21 protein-coding genes (1 of these 21 cut by a window edge) are annotated in these 14373 nt (G+C 53.1%); 19 read left to right on the forward strand and 2 right to left on the reverse strand.

All coding sequences use genetic code 11. The features are described 5' to 3' along the window. Positions 1–18: 18 nt before the first annotated feature. From rplO to JD108_RS01545, 18 genes are all read left to right on the forward strand, one after another. Positions 19–459, forward strand: a complete 441-nt coding sequence (gene rplO, locus JD108_RS01460) for a 50S ribosomal protein L15 (RefSeq protein ID WP_198828269.1) — start codon at positions 19–21, stop codon at positions 457–459. Further along, positions 460–1755, forward strand: a complete 1296-nt coding sequence (gene secY / locus JD108_RS01465; protein WP_198828270.1) for a preprotein translocase subunit SecY — start codon at positions 460–462, stop codon at positions 1753–1755. Between the two features lie 88 nt (positions 1756–1843). Beyond that, entirely contained in the window at positions 1844–2488 is a 645-nt protein-coding gene (locus JD108_RS01470) for an adenylate kinase (protein ID WP_198828271.1), read from the forward strand. Positions 2489–2493: 5 nt separating this feature from the next. After that, on the forward strand, positions 2494–3240 hold the full coding sequence (gene map / locus JD108_RS01475; RefSeq protein ID WP_198828272.1) for a type I methionyl aminopeptidase: 747 nt from the start codon (positions 2494–2496) through the stop codon (positions 3238–3240). A gap of 122 nt (positions 3241–3362) precedes the next feature. Continuing rightward, positions 3363–3581 carry a translation initiation factor IF-1 gene (gene infA / locus JD108_RS01480; RefSeq protein ID WP_003333772.1) on the forward strand — a complete coding sequence of 73 codons (219 nt, stop codon included), beginning with the start codon at positions 3363–3365 and terminating at the stop codon, positions 3579–3581. A gap of 30 nt (positions 3582–3611) precedes the next feature. Beyond that, positions 3612–3725 carry a 50S ribosomal protein L36 gene (gene rpmJ, locus JD108_RS01485; RefSeq protein WP_003333770.1) on the forward strand — a complete coding sequence of 38 codons (114 nt, stop codon included), beginning with the start codon at positions 3612–3614 and terminating at the stop codon, positions 3723–3725. A 25-nt stretch (positions 3726–3750) separates the two neighbouring features. Beyond that, positions 3751–4119 (forward strand): 30S ribosomal protein S13, encoded by a 369-nt coding sequence (gene rpsM / locus JD108_RS01490; protein ID WP_198828273.1) that lies wholly within the window; start codon positions 3751–3753, stop codon positions 4117–4119. Positions 4120–4135: 16 nt separating this feature from the next. Next, positions 4136–4537, forward strand: coding sequence for a 30S ribosomal protein S11 (gene rpsK, locus JD108_RS01495; protein ID WP_198828274.1), 402 nt, complete (start codon positions 4136–4138; stop codon positions 4535–4537). Between the two features lie 156 nt (positions 4538–4693). After that, the gene (locus JD108_RS01500) at positions 4694–5638 is read left to right on the forward strand and encodes a DNA-directed RNA polymerase subunit alpha (RefSeq protein ID WP_198828275.1); all 945 of its coding nucleotides are present in this window, start codon (positions 4694–4696) and stop codon (positions 5636–5638) included. A 162-nt stretch (positions 5639–5800) separates the two neighbouring features. Next, a complete protein-coding gene (rplQ, locus tag JD108_RS01505; protein WP_198828276.1) occupies positions 5801–6160 on the forward strand; it encodes a 50S ribosomal protein L17 in 360 nt (119 codons plus the stop codon). A gap of 204 nt (positions 6161–6364) precedes the next feature. Then, entirely contained in the window at positions 6365–7216 is an 852-nt protein-coding gene (locus JD108_RS01510) for an energy-coupling factor transporter ATPase (RefSeq protein ID WP_198828277.1), read from the forward strand. Further along, positions 7192–8064, forward strand: a complete 873-nt coding sequence (locus JD108_RS01515) for an energy-coupling factor transporter ATPase (protein ID WP_198828278.1) — start codon at positions 7192–7194, stop codon at positions 8062–8064. Before JD108_RS01510 ends, JD108_RS01515 begins: the two co-directional genes overlap by 25 nt. A 3-nt stretch (positions 8065–8067) precedes the next feature. Continuing rightward, entirely contained in the window at positions 8068–8865 is a 798-nt protein-coding gene (locus JD108_RS01520; protein ID WP_198828279.1) for an energy-coupling factor transporter transmembrane component T family protein, read from the forward strand. Next, positions 8862–9605, forward strand: a complete 744-nt coding sequence (gene truA / locus JD108_RS01525; protein WP_198828280.1) for a tRNA pseudouridine(38-40) synthase TruA — start codon at positions 8862–8864, stop codon at positions 9603–9605. Before JD108_RS01520 ends, truA begins: the two co-directional genes overlap by 4 nt. Before the next feature lie 269 nt (positions 9606–9874). Further along, entirely contained in the window at positions 9875–10312 is a 438-nt protein-coding gene (rplM, locus tag JD108_RS01530; protein WP_198828281.1) for a 50S ribosomal protein L13, read from the forward strand. Positions 10313–10332: 20 nt separating this feature from the next. Beyond that, positions 10333–10725, forward strand: a complete 393-nt coding sequence (rpsI, locus tag JD108_RS01535) for a 30S ribosomal protein S9 (RefSeq protein WP_198828282.1) — start codon at positions 10333–10335, stop codon at positions 10723–10725. 142 nt (positions 10726–10867) lie between these two features. Then, on the forward strand, positions 10868–11584 hold the full coding sequence (gene cwlD, locus JD108_RS01540) for an N-acetylmuramoyl-L-alanine amidase CwlD (protein ID WP_198828283.1): 717 nt from the start codon (positions 10868–10870) through the stop codon (positions 11582–11584). Positions 11585–11696: 112 nt separating this feature from the next. Beyond that, positions 11697–12803, forward strand: a complete 1107-nt coding sequence (locus JD108_RS01545) for a P-loop NTPase (protein ID WP_198828284.1) — start codon at positions 11697–11699, stop codon at positions 12801–12803. Positions 12804–12868: 65 nt separating this feature from the next. Here the strand turns inward: JD108_RS01545 and gerD are convergent, their stop codons facing one another. Next, entirely contained in the window at positions 12869–13507 is a 639-nt protein-coding gene (gene gerD, locus JD108_RS01550; RefSeq protein ID WP_198828285.1) for a spore germination lipoprotein GerD, read from the reverse strand. A gap of 123 nt (positions 13508–13630) precedes the next feature. Between gerD and JD108_RS01555 the strand changes: the two genes are divergently transcribed. After that, positions 13631–14212 (forward strand): KinB-signaling pathway activation protein, encoded by a 582-nt coding sequence (locus JD108_RS01555; RefSeq protein ID WP_198828286.1) that lies wholly within the window; start codon positions 13631–13633, stop codon positions 14210–14212. A gap of 35 nt (positions 14213–14247) precedes the next feature. On the opposite strand, the gene pdaB is transcribed toward JD108_RS01555, so the two are convergent. Then, on the reverse strand, positions 14248–14373 hold the 3' portion of the coding sequence (gene pdaB, locus JD108_RS01560) for a polysaccharide deacetylase family sporulation protein PdaB (RefSeq protein ID WP_198828287.1). Its footprint extends 639 nt past the window's final position; 126 of the gene's 765 nt are visible here — the last part of the coding sequence; its start codon lies off the right edge, out of view; its stop codon occupies positions 14248–14250.

The raw sequence follows: 14373 nt of genomic DNA on the forward strand, positions 1-14373 counted from the left end.
GGTTAGGAGGTGCAAGGAATGAAATTGCATGAACTGAAACCTGCAGAAGGATCCCGCCACACCCGTAAGCGCGTTGGTCGCGGTATTGGTAGCGGCACGGGTAAAACAGCTGGTAAAGGTCATAAAGGTCAAAACGCTCGTTCCGGCGGTGGTGTACGTCCAGGATTTGAGGGTGGTCAAAACCCGCTGTTCCGTCGACTGCCGAAGCGCGGTTTCACCAACATCAGCCGCAAGGAATATGCGGTAGTGAACTTGGATGCATTGAACCGCTTTGAAGAAGGCACCGTGGTTACACCTGAGCTGTTGAAAGAAACAGGTGTCATCAGCGCACTGCGTGACGGTGTAAAAGTTCTTGCAAACGGTGAACTGAACGTGAAGCTGACCGTAAAAGCGCACAAGTTCTCCAATGCAGCTGCTGAAAAGATCGCTCAAGTCGGTGGAACAACCGAGGTGATCTAATTGTTAGCATCCTTGACTAACATTTTTAAAATTGGCGACCTCCGTCGTAAGATTTTCTTTACGCTCATGATGTTGGTCGTCTTCCGAATCGGGAGTTTCGTCCCTGCCCCTAACGTGAATGTCGAGTTGTTTCAGCAGAACACGAACCACTTGCTGGGGTTGTTAAACACCTTCTCGGGTGGCGCCCTGCAAAACTACTCGATTTTTGCAATGGGAATCATGCCGTACATTACGGCATCGATTATCATGCAGCTTCTGTCCATGGATGTTGTACCCAAGTTTACGCAATGGGCTCGTGAAGGAGAGGTGGGCCGGCGCAAGATCGCGACGGTTACACGCTACTTCACCATCGTTCTTGCTCTGATCCAGTCTGTGGGGATGACAATTGGTTTTAACAACATGGCTCCGGGACTGCTCCAGGATACGTCGATCGGCAGCTATGCGCTGATCGCACTTACCCTGACTGCAGGAACCTCTTTCCTGATGTGGATGGGGGAACAAATTACTGAAAAGGGCATCGGAAACGGGATCTCGATCATCATCGTTGCCGGTATCGTAGCAAACCTGCCAAATGCAATTACTACGATTTACACAACGCAGTTTACTGATCCTGCTCAGAACGTGTTCTTTGCCATCGTGAAAATGGTGATTATCCTGCTGGTAATCATCGCGATTATCGTCGGTGTTATTTTCATGCAGCAAGGTGTGCGCAAGATTCCAGTGCAATATGCCAAGCGCGTGGTTGGACGCAAAATGTACGGTGGTCAATCCACTCACATTCCGCTGAAAATCAACTCTGCTGGTGTGATTCCTGTCATCTTCGCCATCTCTCTCGTGATTTTCCCGTCGACCATCGCACAGTTCTGGGTGGATGGATCCGGAACGGGGATTGCCAACTGGATTTATACGCATTTTCAACCTAGCGCACCGCTTGGGATGACGCTCTATGCGATCTTGATTATCGGTTTCACGTATTTCTACACCTTTGTGCAGATTAATCCTGTGCAACTGGCGGAGAATATGAGGAAAAACGGCGGTTACATTCCAGGTATCCGGCCCGGTAAAAACACCGAGGTGTACATTACCCGTACTTTGAACCGTCTGACATTGGCTGGCGCCTTGTTCTTGATGACAATTTCCATATTGCCATTCTTCTTCAGCAAGCTGGCCAACCTGCCCCAACAGATCTATATTGGAGGCACGTCTCTCTTGATCGTGATCGGGGTCGCCCTGGATACGATGAAGCAGATTGAAAGCCAAATGATCAAGCGCCATTACCAAGGGTTCATTAAGTAACCGAGGTAGTTGAAAAGCAAACTGACCGCCAGATACGGCTCCGTCATCAGGTGCGTTGAGCTTTTCAGATGGGACGGAGGGAATGAACGTGAATATAATTTTGTTGGGTCTGCCGGGCGCTGGCAAAGGCACACAGGCAGAACGGATCGTAAAAGAATTTAACATCCCGCACATCTCCACCGGCGACATGTTCCGGGCAGCGGTCAAAAACGAAACGCCGCTCGGACTGAAGGCCAAATCCTACATGGACCAAGGCCAGCTCGTCCCTGACGAGGTCGTCATCGGAATCGTGCGGGAACGCCTGGCAATGGACGACTGCGCAAAGGGTTTTCTCCTCGATGGATTCCCTCGTACCGTCCCGCAGGCTGAGGCGTTGACGGCGACAGTGAAAGAATTGGGACGTGAAATCGATCATGTCATCAATATCAATGTACGCCGTGAACTTCTGATTGATCGCCTGACTGGCCGCTGGATCTGCCCTGTGTGCGGCGCAAGCTATCACACCCTGTTCAACCCTCCGCAAGTGGCGGGGATTTGCGACAAGGATGGCGGCAAGCTGTTCCAGCGTGATGACGACAAACTGGAAGTGGTTACGCAGCGCCTCGACGTAAATATTGCCCAGGCACAGCTGCTGATCGATTACTACACGGAGCAAGGCCTCCTGCGTAACATCGATGGAGAGCAGGATATTCAGGTAGTGTTTGAAGAGATCAAGTCTTTGTTGCGAGGGTAGAGTGAATGATCATCCTAAAGTCGAAAGCAGAACTTGAGGTAATGCGCGAAGCCGGTCGGATAGTCGCACTCACCCATCAAGAACTGGCTAAGGCGATCAAGCCTGGCGTAACGACGAAGCAACTAGACGAATTCGCCGAAACCTTTATCCGCAGCATGGGAGCCATTCCATCGTTTAAAGGCTACGGAGGCTTTCCAGGAAGCATCTGTACTTCAGTCAATGAAGAACTCGTACACGGGATCCCAGGGAAACGGGCGTTGCAAGAAGGGGACATCATCAGCATCGACATTGGTGCACAGTTTGAAGGATTTCACGGTGACTCTGCTTGGACGTATCCGGTCGGCCAGATTACAGAAGAAGATCAACGTTTGCTGCGAGTAACGGAAGAGTCGTTGTACAAGGGCCTGGAAAAGGCGATGCCTGGTGCGCGACTGTCCGATATTTCCCACGCGATTCAGGTCCACGCAGAAGCAGCTGGCTTCACTCTCGTCCGCGAGTATGTGGGGCATGGGATCGGGCAAAACTTGCACGAAGATCCTCAGGTTCCCAACTATGGGCCGCCAGACCGGGGGCCGCGGTTGAAACCGGGAATGGTGTTGGCAATCGAACCAATGGTCAATGCCGGCGAACGTTATGTCCGCACTTTGGAGGACAATTGGACGGTTGTAACAGTGGATCGGAAAAGATGTGCTCATTTTGAACACACCATCGCGATTACGGAAGATGGCTATGAGATTTTTACAAGGGCGTAGCTGAGGCACAACGGTCGCTTCGGAATTGTCGTCCAACGTGTCGACGATAAGTTCGTTCTGTAATGTTTGAACCAAAACTCATGGTCTGACTGAAGCTACACAGCAGAAAGGAGAGTTTGACGATGGCGAAAGACGATGTGATTGAAGTAGAAGGTACGGTAATTGAACCTTTGCCCAATGCGATGTTTCGGGTAGAATTGGAGAATGGGCATAAAGTGCTCGCTCACGTTTCGGGGAAAATCCGCATGCATTTTATCCGCATCCTGCCTGGGGACAAGGTAACCGTTGAACTGTCGCCTTACGATTTGACTCGCGGACGGATTACGTACCGCTACAAATAAGTGAAACCCCTAGAGAGGGAGGCAAGAACCATGAAAGTGAGACCGTCGGTGAAACCGATTTGCGAAAAATGCAAGGTTATCCGTCGCAAAGGTAACGTAATGGTTATTTGTGAAAATCCGAAGCATAAGCAAAAACAAGGATAAGTAAACAAGGAGGTGCTTTTGACACATGGCACGTATTGCAGGCGTTGACTTGCCTCGCGAAAAACGCGTAGAAGTTGCTCTTACCTATATCTTTGGTATCGGGCGTCCCACGTCTCAACGCATTCTGTCCGCTGCTGGTGTAAACCCGGACACGCGCGTTCGTGATCTGACGGAAGACGAAGTGGCGAAACTGCGTGAGTTCATCGATAAAAACATCAAGGTGGAAGGCGATCTTCGTCGTGAGATCTCCCTCAACATCAAACGTTTGATGGAAATTGGCTGCTTCCGTGGCATCCGCCATCGTCGTGGTCTCCCTGTTCGTGGCCAACGCACCAAAACAAACGCACGTACGCGCAAAGGTCCACGCCGTACGGTAGCGAACAAGAAGAAGTAAAGGAGGGTAATGGGACATGGCGAAAAGAAAACAAGCGACGGCTACTCGTACCCGTCGTCGTGACCGTAAAAACGTTGAAGTCGGCGTAGCACACATCCGCTCTACGTTCAACAACACGATCGTAACGATTACGGATCCGCACGGAAACGCGATCTCCTGGTCCAGTGCCGGTGCCCTCGGCTTCAAAGGCTCCCGCAAAAGCACGCCTTTCGCAGCGCAAATGGCTGCTGAATCCGCTGCTCGCGTAGCAATGGAACACGGCATGCGTTCGCTGGAAGTGCTGGTAAAAGGCCCGGGTGCAGGTCGCGAGGCTGCGATTCGTTCCCTGCAGGCTGCTGGCCTGGAAGTAAACATGATCAAAGACGTTACGCCAATTCCGCACAACGGTTGCCGCCCACCAAAACGTCGCCGCGTGTAACGGGTTTATAAGTTTCAGAACATGTCCATACTAGAATGGTAAATTCTGATTTTAGCTTGTCATGCACGCAAACGGTAAACCGCCGGGGAAATTCCTGAGTGGGCGAAATTTTGCCCACCCAAGAATTTCGACGTTTTGAAGGAGGGTTTGTTTATAATGATAGAAATAGAAAAACCGAAAATCGAGGTTGTGGAAGTAAACGACGACAACTCGTACGGGAAATTCGTTGTGGAACCTCTTGAGCGCGGATACGGTACCACTCTTGGCAACTCGTTGAGACGAATTCTCCTCTCGTCCTTGCCGGGTGCGGCGGTACGCACCGTTCAGATAGACGGGGTTCTTCATGAGTTCTCTACGGTTGAAGGCGTAGTGGAAGACGTAACGGAGATTATCCTAAACATCAAAGGCCTTGCACTGAAGATTCATTCCGATGAAGAAAAAGTCATCGAGATTGACGCGGAGGGCGAGGGCGTAGTCAAGGCGGGAGATATCCGCGCAGACAGTGATGTGGAGATCTTGAACCCTGATCTTCATATTGCAACGTTGGCAAACGGTGGTCGTCTGCATATTCGTATGACAGCTGGACGTGGACGTGGATATGTACAAGCAGATGGAAACAAGTCGGAGGACTTGCCGATTGGCGTGATTCCGATTGATTCGATCTATACACCCATTAAGCGTGTCAACTATCAAGTGGAGAACACCCGTGTTGGTCAGATGACCAACTACGATAAGTTGACGCTGGAGGTCTGGACCAACGGCAGCATTAGTCCGGAAGAAGCCGTCAGTCTGGGCGCCAAAATCATGACGGAGCACCTGAACCTCTTTGTCGGTTTGACGGACGAGGCGAAGGATGCCGAAATCATGGTGGAAAAAGAGGAAGACAAGAAAGAGAAAGTGCTCGAGATGACCATCGAAGAGCTCGATCTCTCTGTACGTTCCTACAACTGCCTGAAGCGTGCCGGTATCAATACTGTGCAAGAGCTGACGCAGAAGACCGAAGAAGACATGATGAAGGTGCGCAACCTGGGACGCAAATCCTTGGAAGAGGTGCAAGAGAAGCTGGCTGAACTCGGCCTGTCTCTCCGCAGCGACGACTAGGGCGTGCACCGAATCACCAGCGGGCACACCAGATCTCGCTCGAACAAGAAGCGATTTCGACGTAGTGCTCGCGAGTAAGAAGTACCCCGAGGGCACTGCAGATCTCGCTCGAACAAGAAGCAGAATCGACGTAGTGCTCGCGAGTAAGAAGGAGGTAAGAACATGGCATACCGTAAACTGGGTCGTCGCAGTTCGGCTCGTAAAGCGCTGTTCCGTGATCTGGTAACTGACCTGATCATCAACGAACGCATCGAGACCACTGAGATGAAAGCGAAAGAACTGCGTTCCATCGCGGATCAAATGATCACGCTGGCAAAACGCGGTGACCTGCACGCACGCCGTCAAGTAGCTGCTTTCGTTCGCAAAGAAGTAGCTACCGAAGAAGGCCGCGATGCGGTTCAAAAGCTGTTTGATGAGATCGCGCCTCGCTACAAAGAGCGCAACGGCGGATACACTCGTGTGTTGAAGACAGGTCCTCGTCGTGGGGACGCTGCTCCAATGGCATACATCGAATTGGTGTAATACACATCTGTTTGATCCGGTTGTTTCCAAAAGTCTCTTTTGATTTGAAACAGCCTGAAAAAGGGTGGGGGCAGATTCTGGTCACGGACTGGACTCTGATTCATGCCCTTTTTTCTTTATCCATTGATCGCTTGCAACTCGCGCAGGCTTGCTGGCGCGACCGTGAAATTTACCTGTTGCATGCTGGGAGGATGTGGTCACCAGATGACGGACGAACGTCTACTGGCTTTACAAAATGTCTCCTTTGCTTACGAAGGCGAGGGAGGGCAGAAGGAAAAGGTGCTTGCGGGCATCAATCTCGACATCCGCGCCGGCTCCTTTGTCACCGTGCTCGGCCATAATGGCTCGGGCAAATCCACGCTGGCCAAGCTGATGAACGCGCTGCTCCTTCCGGATGACGGAGCGGTCCTCGTGACCGGCATCGACACCCGCGATGGCGAACTGGTTTGGGAGATTCGTCGCCTGGTCGGCATGGTCTTTCAAAATCCCGATAACCAAATCGTCGGTGCGACCGTAGAGGATGACGTCGCGTTCGGATTGGAAAATATGGGGGTAGAGCCGGAGGAGATGCGGAGTCGCATCGATGAGTCCCTGCAGGCCGTCGGGATGGCAGAACACCTCCATCACCAGCCGCATCGGCTGTCCGGCGGTCAGAAGCAGCGTGTGGCGATTGCCGGGATCCTGGCGATGCGTCCGTCGGTGCTGATCCTCGATGAAGCGACCGCCATGCTGGACCCGATGGGGCGGCGAGAGGTGCTGCAGCTCGTTCGCCAGCTTCACCAAGAAGAGGGGATCACCGTGGTGAACATCACCCATTTTCCCGAAGAAGCCGTCTACTCCGATCGAGTCATCGTGATGCGAGCCGGCCAGGTCGAATGGGATGGTACGGCAGACGAGGTGTTTGCCGATCCGGAGAGAATGCTGGCACTTGGACTCGATGTGCCCTTTCCCGTCCGGCTGCGTCACGCACTGGCCGCGGAAGGGGTGTCTCTGCCATTCAGCCTGCACCAAGAGGAGCTGGTGGAACACTTATGCAGATTACTTTTGAACAGGTAAGCCATGTGTACGGAGTGGGTACACCATTCGAACGCCTTGCGCTGCAGGATGTAAACCTGACCATTCCGTCCGGCTCCTTCGTCGGGATTATCGGTCACACAGGATCGGGGAAATCGACGCTCATTCAGCACGTCAACGGCTTGCTGCAGCCGACAGCGGGCACGATTCGGCTGGATGAGGTGACGGTGAGTCCGGCCAAAAAGCTGCCCCACGAGAGCAGGCAGCATATTGGTCTTGTTTTTCAGTATCCGGAGCATCAGCTGTTTGAAGAGACAGTCGCCAAGGATGTCGCGTTTGGGCCGCTCAATTTTGGCATGTCTCCCGAACTGGCGGAGATACGTGCGCGCGAAGCCCTGGAAATCGTAGGGCTGGACTATCAGGCAGTCAAAGATCGCTCGCCGTTTCTCTTGAGCGGCGGACAGATGCGCCGTGTCGCGATAGCGGGCGTCCTGGCCATGCAGCCCAAGGTGCTGATCCTGGATGAGCCGACGGCCGGGCTGGACCCGGCGGGAAAGAAAGCGATCCTGGAGGCCATCTACCGCATCCACCGGGAGCAGTCGCTTACGACACTGCTGGTCACGCACAGCATGGAAGAGGCGGCCCGTTACGCCGACATGCTGGTCGTGATGGCCAACGGCAGGGTGGTGCTTGTCGGGACGCCGGATGAGGTCTTTGCCCAGTCCGAGCTGCTCCGCGGCCTGGGATTGGACGTACCCGATACGGTCGCCTTCGTCTCCCAGCTAAACCGACGGCTGCCGGAGGAGTTGCGTTTGCCGGCCTCCATCTACCGGGAGGAAGAGCTGATTGGACAACTGTTGGCACGCATGGCCGCTGTAAAGGAGCGATGAGGGATGCTGCAAAACATAGCGATCGGTCAATATGTACCGGGGCACTCCTTCCTTCACCGGGCTGATCCCCGCAGCAAAATGCTGTTTATCATCTTGTTTGCGTTTCTGGTATTCATGGCCAACAACGCGACCACTTATGTGATCCTGCTCGCCTTTACGGCGATGCTGATCCTGCTCTCTCGCCTCTCGATGGTCTACATTCTGAAAAGTCTTCGCCCCGTATGGATACTGGTCTTATTTACCGTTGTCCTGCATTTGCTCATCACCAAGGGGGGAGACGTTTATTTCAGATGGGGCTGGTTTTCCATCGAAGAACAGGGCGTCACCCAAGCGATTTTTATCTCCCTCCGCGTCAGTCTGCTGGTGCTGGTCAGCTCGCTGTTGACGCTGACGACTTCGCCGATTGACTTGACCGAAGGCCTGGAGCGTTTGCTCGGCCCCTTCGGCCGGGTGGGTGTCCCCGTCCATGAAATCGCCTTGATGATGTCGATCGCCTTGCGGTTTATCCCGACGCTGATGGAAGAGACAGACAAGATCATGAAGGCGCAGATGGCGCGCGGCGCCAATTTCACCAGCGGGAATTTGATCCGGCGGGCACAGAATCTGATTCCCATCGTCATTCCGCTGTTCATTAGCGCGTTTCGGCGTGCGGAAGAGCTGGCCCTGGCGATGGAGGCGAGGGGGTATCGGGGCGGTGTCGGACGGACGCGCCTGCGCAAGCTGACCCTGGGCTGGCGGGACGGCTCCATCGCCGCAGCTTCGCTGGTGCTGGCCCTGGTGATTGGATGGTGGCGCACATGAGACGGTTGAAGTGCCGGGTCGCCTATGACGGTACCGATTTCAGCGGTTTTCAGGTGCAGCCGGAGCAGGTGACGATTCAAGGGGAGATCGAGGCAGCCTTGCAGCGCATCACGGGCGAGACGATTCAGATAGCCGGATCGGGCCGAACGGATGCAGGGGTGCACGCTCGCGGCCAGGTCTTTCATTTCGATACCCGCAGCGGGATTCCGATTGAGAAATGGGCATTTGTGCTGAACAACCAGCTTCCCGACTCGATTGTGATCCTCTCCGTGGAAGAGGCCTCCCCCGATTTTCACGCCCGGTTTGACGCAAAGGCAAAGGAATACCGCTACTGCATCGACAATGGCCCTGTCGCCAATGTGTTTCGTCACCGCTATGCCGACCATATCCGCTCTCCGCTCGATTTGGAGGCGATGCGCCAGGCAGCTCGCCATCTGGTGGGCACCCATGACTTCACCTCCTTCTGTTCTGCCAAAACCTTTGTCGAGGACAAGGTGAGGACGGTCTACGACCTCCGAGTGGAGGCAGCTGGTGACGAGGTATGGGTGATTTGCCGCGGCAACGGATTTTTGTACAACATGGTGCGGATCATTGTCGGAACCTTGGTGGAAGTCGGGCAGGGAAAACGGCAGCCTGATGAGCTCCTGTCCATTTTGCAGGGGCGGGATCGGGAGCTGGCTGGAAAAACGGCTCCGGCCAAGGGGCTGACCATGTGGGAAGTGTTTTATGAGGATGAGTAAGCCAGGACGTGTCCGCATAAAAACTGGCCGTGCCAATGTTTAACATGCCAGAGAGCACTTGACTCCAGGCCATCCATGTAGTACGATATTCCTTGGTATTTTCATACCCCGCCTAGCCCCACTCTAGCCCCGGGATTGAAAACAAGATCGTGTTTTTCTTTTTATTTTGATTGAAACACCTGGAGAAGTTGCTCTCCCGTTACAAGACAACTTTTCCGCCATTGTTTTCCAAATGTATTGGATGTGTAAGATATCTAGGAGGGACAAACATGCGTACCACATATATGGCGAAACCGCTCGAAGTCGAGCGTAAATGGTACATCGTTGACGCGGAAGGGCAAACGCTCGGCCGTCTGGCTAGCGAAGTAGCTTCCATTCTGCGCGGCAAACTGAAACCGGAATTCACTCCTCATGTTGATACCGGCGATTTCGTAATTGTCATCAACGCTGACAAAGTGAAACTGACAGGCAACAAACTGCAAGACAAAAAATACTACTCCCACTCCCTCTATCCGGGTGGTTTGAAAGTAACCTCTGCAGGCGACATGTTGAAAAACAAGCCAGCTCGCATGTTTGAAATCGCAGTAAAAGGCATGTTGCCGAAAAACAGCCTGGGACGCCAAATGTTCACCAAGCTGAAAGTGTATGCGGGAACTGACCATCCGCACGCAGCTCAAAAACCAGAAGTATGGCAAATTCGCGGTTAAGGTAAAGGGAGGAAAGACACGTGGCACAAGTACAATACTACGGCACAGGTCGTCGTAAACACTCCGTAGCACGCGTTCGCCTGGTTCCAGGTGAAGGTCGCATCGTGATCAACAAGCGTGAGATGGATACTTATTTCGGTCTGGAAACACTGAAGCTAATTGTTAAACAACCACTCGTACTGACTGAAACACTGGGTCGCTACGATGTTCTCGTAAACGTTAAAGGCGGCGGTACCACTGGCCAAGCTGGTGCAATCCGTCACGGCGTTTCCCGCGCTCTCTTGAAAGCTGATCCGGAACTGCGCGGCGCTCTGAAGCGCGCTGGCTTCCTGACTCGCGATCCTCGTATGAAAGAGCGTAAAAAATACGGTCTCAAAGCTGCTCGTCGCGCACCTCAATTCTCCAAGCGCTAAGAGAGGCTTATGCAAGCCCCTTGTCCTTTGCACCAAGCAAAGGCAGGGGGTTTTTGTTTTGCCGCCAGGGAGAACAAGCCGTCATATTTGCCGGGCTTTGTCCATAAGATGAAACGAGAATGGACAAAGGGGACGGTGCAAGGTGGCTCGAAAAGTTACGGGATATATTCTGTCAGTTCTTCTGCTCGTGCTGTTGCTCACCTACGAAGCGCCAGATCGCTCCTCCTGGACGACCTGGTCACTGCCATTGGCCGGAACCGTGATCGCGATCGATCCGGGGCACGGAGGCAAAGACGGTGGTGCTGTGTCGGCTGATGGCGACGTCGTGGAAAAAGAAGTGACGCTCGCGATTAGCCTGTATTTGCGGGATTTTCTCATTCAGTCAGGAGCTCATGTCATCATGACGAGGGAAGATGATCGGGATTTGGCATCGGAGGAAGCCGAGCGTCTCCGCAGGCGGAAATCGGAGGATATCCGAAACCGCGTCAAATTTGTCAACGAGCATACGCCCGACTTTCTGGTCAGCGTGCATGTTAATTCCATTCCCTCGCCCAGGTGGAAGGGAGCGCAGACGTTTTATCATCCGGCCTATAAAAAGAGCGGGGACATGGCCTATCTGATTCAGGATGAGATCAAGCGCGTCTTGGAAAATACCGACCGCTTACCCAGCAAAACCAACGATGTTTTCTTGATTCGCGAGGTCGAATGCCCAGCGGTCTTGGTCGAGGTCGGGTTTGTGAGCAATGAAGCAGAGGCAAAACGCTTGCGCTCGGTCGAATACCAAAAAGCGATGGCCAATGCCATCTACCAGGGAATCCTGCGTCATTACGCCGGGGAAAATCCGCCTGCGACCTCCTGACAGGGGACACCTGCATTCGTGTGCGGAACCTTCGGATATGCTATAATGAACGCGCATCCCCTGTGTGGAGACCTAGTTTTCGTCTGAAGAAAATGAGATTGAGGTGGACGAGATGTTGACCAAAGAAAGCGTACTGGAAGCGTTACGCGATGTAAAAGACCCGGAAATCAATCGCAGCCTGGTCGAATTAAATATGATCCGCGACATCCGCATCGAAGGAGAAACCGTGAGTCTGACGGTCGTTCTCACGATTTCCGGGTGTCCGTTGAAAGCGAAAATCGAAGAGGACGTCATCTCCGCGATCAAGGAGCTGGGGGCGAAAGACGTACGCCTGCAGTTTGGCTCCATGACCGATGAAGAGCGCGCGGCACTCAGCGCGCAGCTTCGCGGGGGACAGGCCTCCGCTCCGGCCTCCGCAGGTCAGCCGCCTGTGCTGAATCCGATTTTGGCCAAAGACTCGAAGACGACGTTTATCGCCGTTACATCCGGAAAAGGCGGCGTGGGCAAATCCACCGTAACCGTCAATCTGGCTGTATCGCTGGCCCGTCTCGGGAAAAAGGTGGGCATTATCGACGCAGACATCTACGGTTTCAGCGTGCCGGACATGATGAACATTGAACAGCGGCCTACGGTGATCGGAGAGACGATTTTACCCGTTGAAAAATTCGGCGTCAAGGTGATGTCGATGGGCTTCTTTGTGGAGGACAACTCCCCGATTATCTGGCGCGGTCCGATGCTCGGCAAGATGCTGCGCAACTTTTTCACCGAAGTTCACTGGGGGGAGAACCTGGATTACCTCCTGCTGGACCTGCCGCCCGGCACCGGTGATATGGCGCTGGATGTCCACACCCTGATCCCGCAAAGCAAGGAAATCGTCGTGACGACTCCTCACGCGACGGCTGCCTTCGTCGCAGCCCGCGCCGGTGCAATGGCGAAGAAGACAGGCCACGAGATCCTCGGTGTCGTCGAAAATATGGCCTGGTACGAGGCCAAGGACGGTTCCAAGGAATACGTCTTCGGCCGGGGCGGCGGGGGCAAACTGGCGGAGACCCTGGCGACCGAGCTGCTGGCGCAAATCCCGCTGGGCCAACCGGAAAATCATCCGGCCGAACCCGATTACTCACCTTCCATCTACAGGGAGGAATCGCCAATCGGACAAATTTACCTGGATATGGCCAAGCACGTGGTGGCCAAAACCGAAGCGGCAGTCAATCAATAGCGATTTCCCTGTATCTGTATGAAAAAAGGTGGGCTCTACTGCGCGAGGAGCTCACCTTTTTGCGATTAACTGCCACCACCACCGCCGCCTTGGCCACCCTCTCCGCCTTGCCCGCCTTTTTTGCCTTTCTTTTGTTGTTCCTTGGGCTTCATCATGTCTTCCGTGGCTTTGGTCATCAGTGTCATGAGCTCGGTTTGGAACAGTGGACTTTGCAAGGATTCCTTCATCACCTGCATCGTCTGCTTGCGGTATGCGGAACTGCGCATCAATTCCAGCATATTTTTCTCAAATTCGGGATCCTTCATGATCTCGACCAGCATTTTTTGATACTCGGGGTCCTTCATCAAGTCTTTCATCAAGGTTTTGTGTTCGTTTTTCATCGACTTGGCGAGGGTGCTGGCGAACTTGGGATCCTTAAAGGCTTCTTTGATATGCGTATTTTCCGGACTGGCAATGCTCTGGATCAGTGTCGTTTTTACGGTGGACTCGTCGAGGATGAGTTTTTGCGTAAATTTTTCATCCTTCATCATCTTGGCCACGGAGTCTTTCGCTTCCTCCGTCTGCAGGATATCGAGCACCATATCCTTTACGCTTTTATAATCAGGCTGTGACGAACCTTGGGCCTGTCCTTGACCGCCGCCGCAACTTGTCATCACCAGGCTGACCGCCAGCAACAGCCACAAAGAAATGCTCTTCATCCTCATGAGGCGGTTACCCTCCTTTTACCCTGTCTATAAGTAACGTGTGCATTTTGTTTTGTTCTTACGCTAGTATTTTCTTGCATGGGTTGGTACAATCAAAAGCGATGCAGATGGGAGGGACGCACAGTGAGCTTGCGCAAGTATGGCTGGCTGTTTTTTACAACATTGCTGCTGGGTGGATTGGGCGGCATCTTGGTAGGTCTTATTTTCGCTTCCGATAAATTATGGGAAGGCTCTTGGGCCAATTTTTTTATGGGCACGTTTATGCAAATGCTGTATGGGATGACGATCAGCATCGTGGCACAGATGGGCTTGTTTGCCTATATGACTATTACCTATTTTGCCAGAGGAATGTTTAAAAACCCGACATTATGGAGAAATATTCAAATTTTCCTGGTGTTGTTTGTATTTTTTGACATGGTTTATTTGCGCTACACGATGCTGGGAGATGGAAGCAATTTAGGCGAGTTTTTCGTAGAGCCTGTCCTGCTGCTGGTGATTGCGGTCGTGACGGCTTATGGAAAAGCGCGGCTGACCAACCCCAGCGCATGGGTGCCGACGCTCTTTTTCATGTTTGTCTTTACTGCCTTGGAGTGGATTCCGGCGTTGAAGCAGCACAGTTTTTACTCGACGATGTCGATGCTGGTGCCTTTATTGTTCTGCAATGTCTGGCAGGTCATGCAGCTGCACCGCATTCTCGGCAGGTAAATACAGCAAAAGCTGACCCCACCAGGTCAGCTTTTTTAATTGAGCTCTTGGGTCTTGACCTGCGAGCCGGCAATCAGTTCCGAGACTGTTACGAATTGATAACCGTCGGCACGCAGCTTGTCGATAATTTTGGGCAAGGCGAGATGGGTTTCTTTGCAGCT

The sequence above is a fragment of the Brevibacillus composti genome (assembly GCF_016406105.1).
Classification (GTDB): domain Bacteria; phylum Bacillota; class Bacilli; order Brevibacillales; family Brevibacillaceae; genus Brevibacillus; species Brevibacillus composti.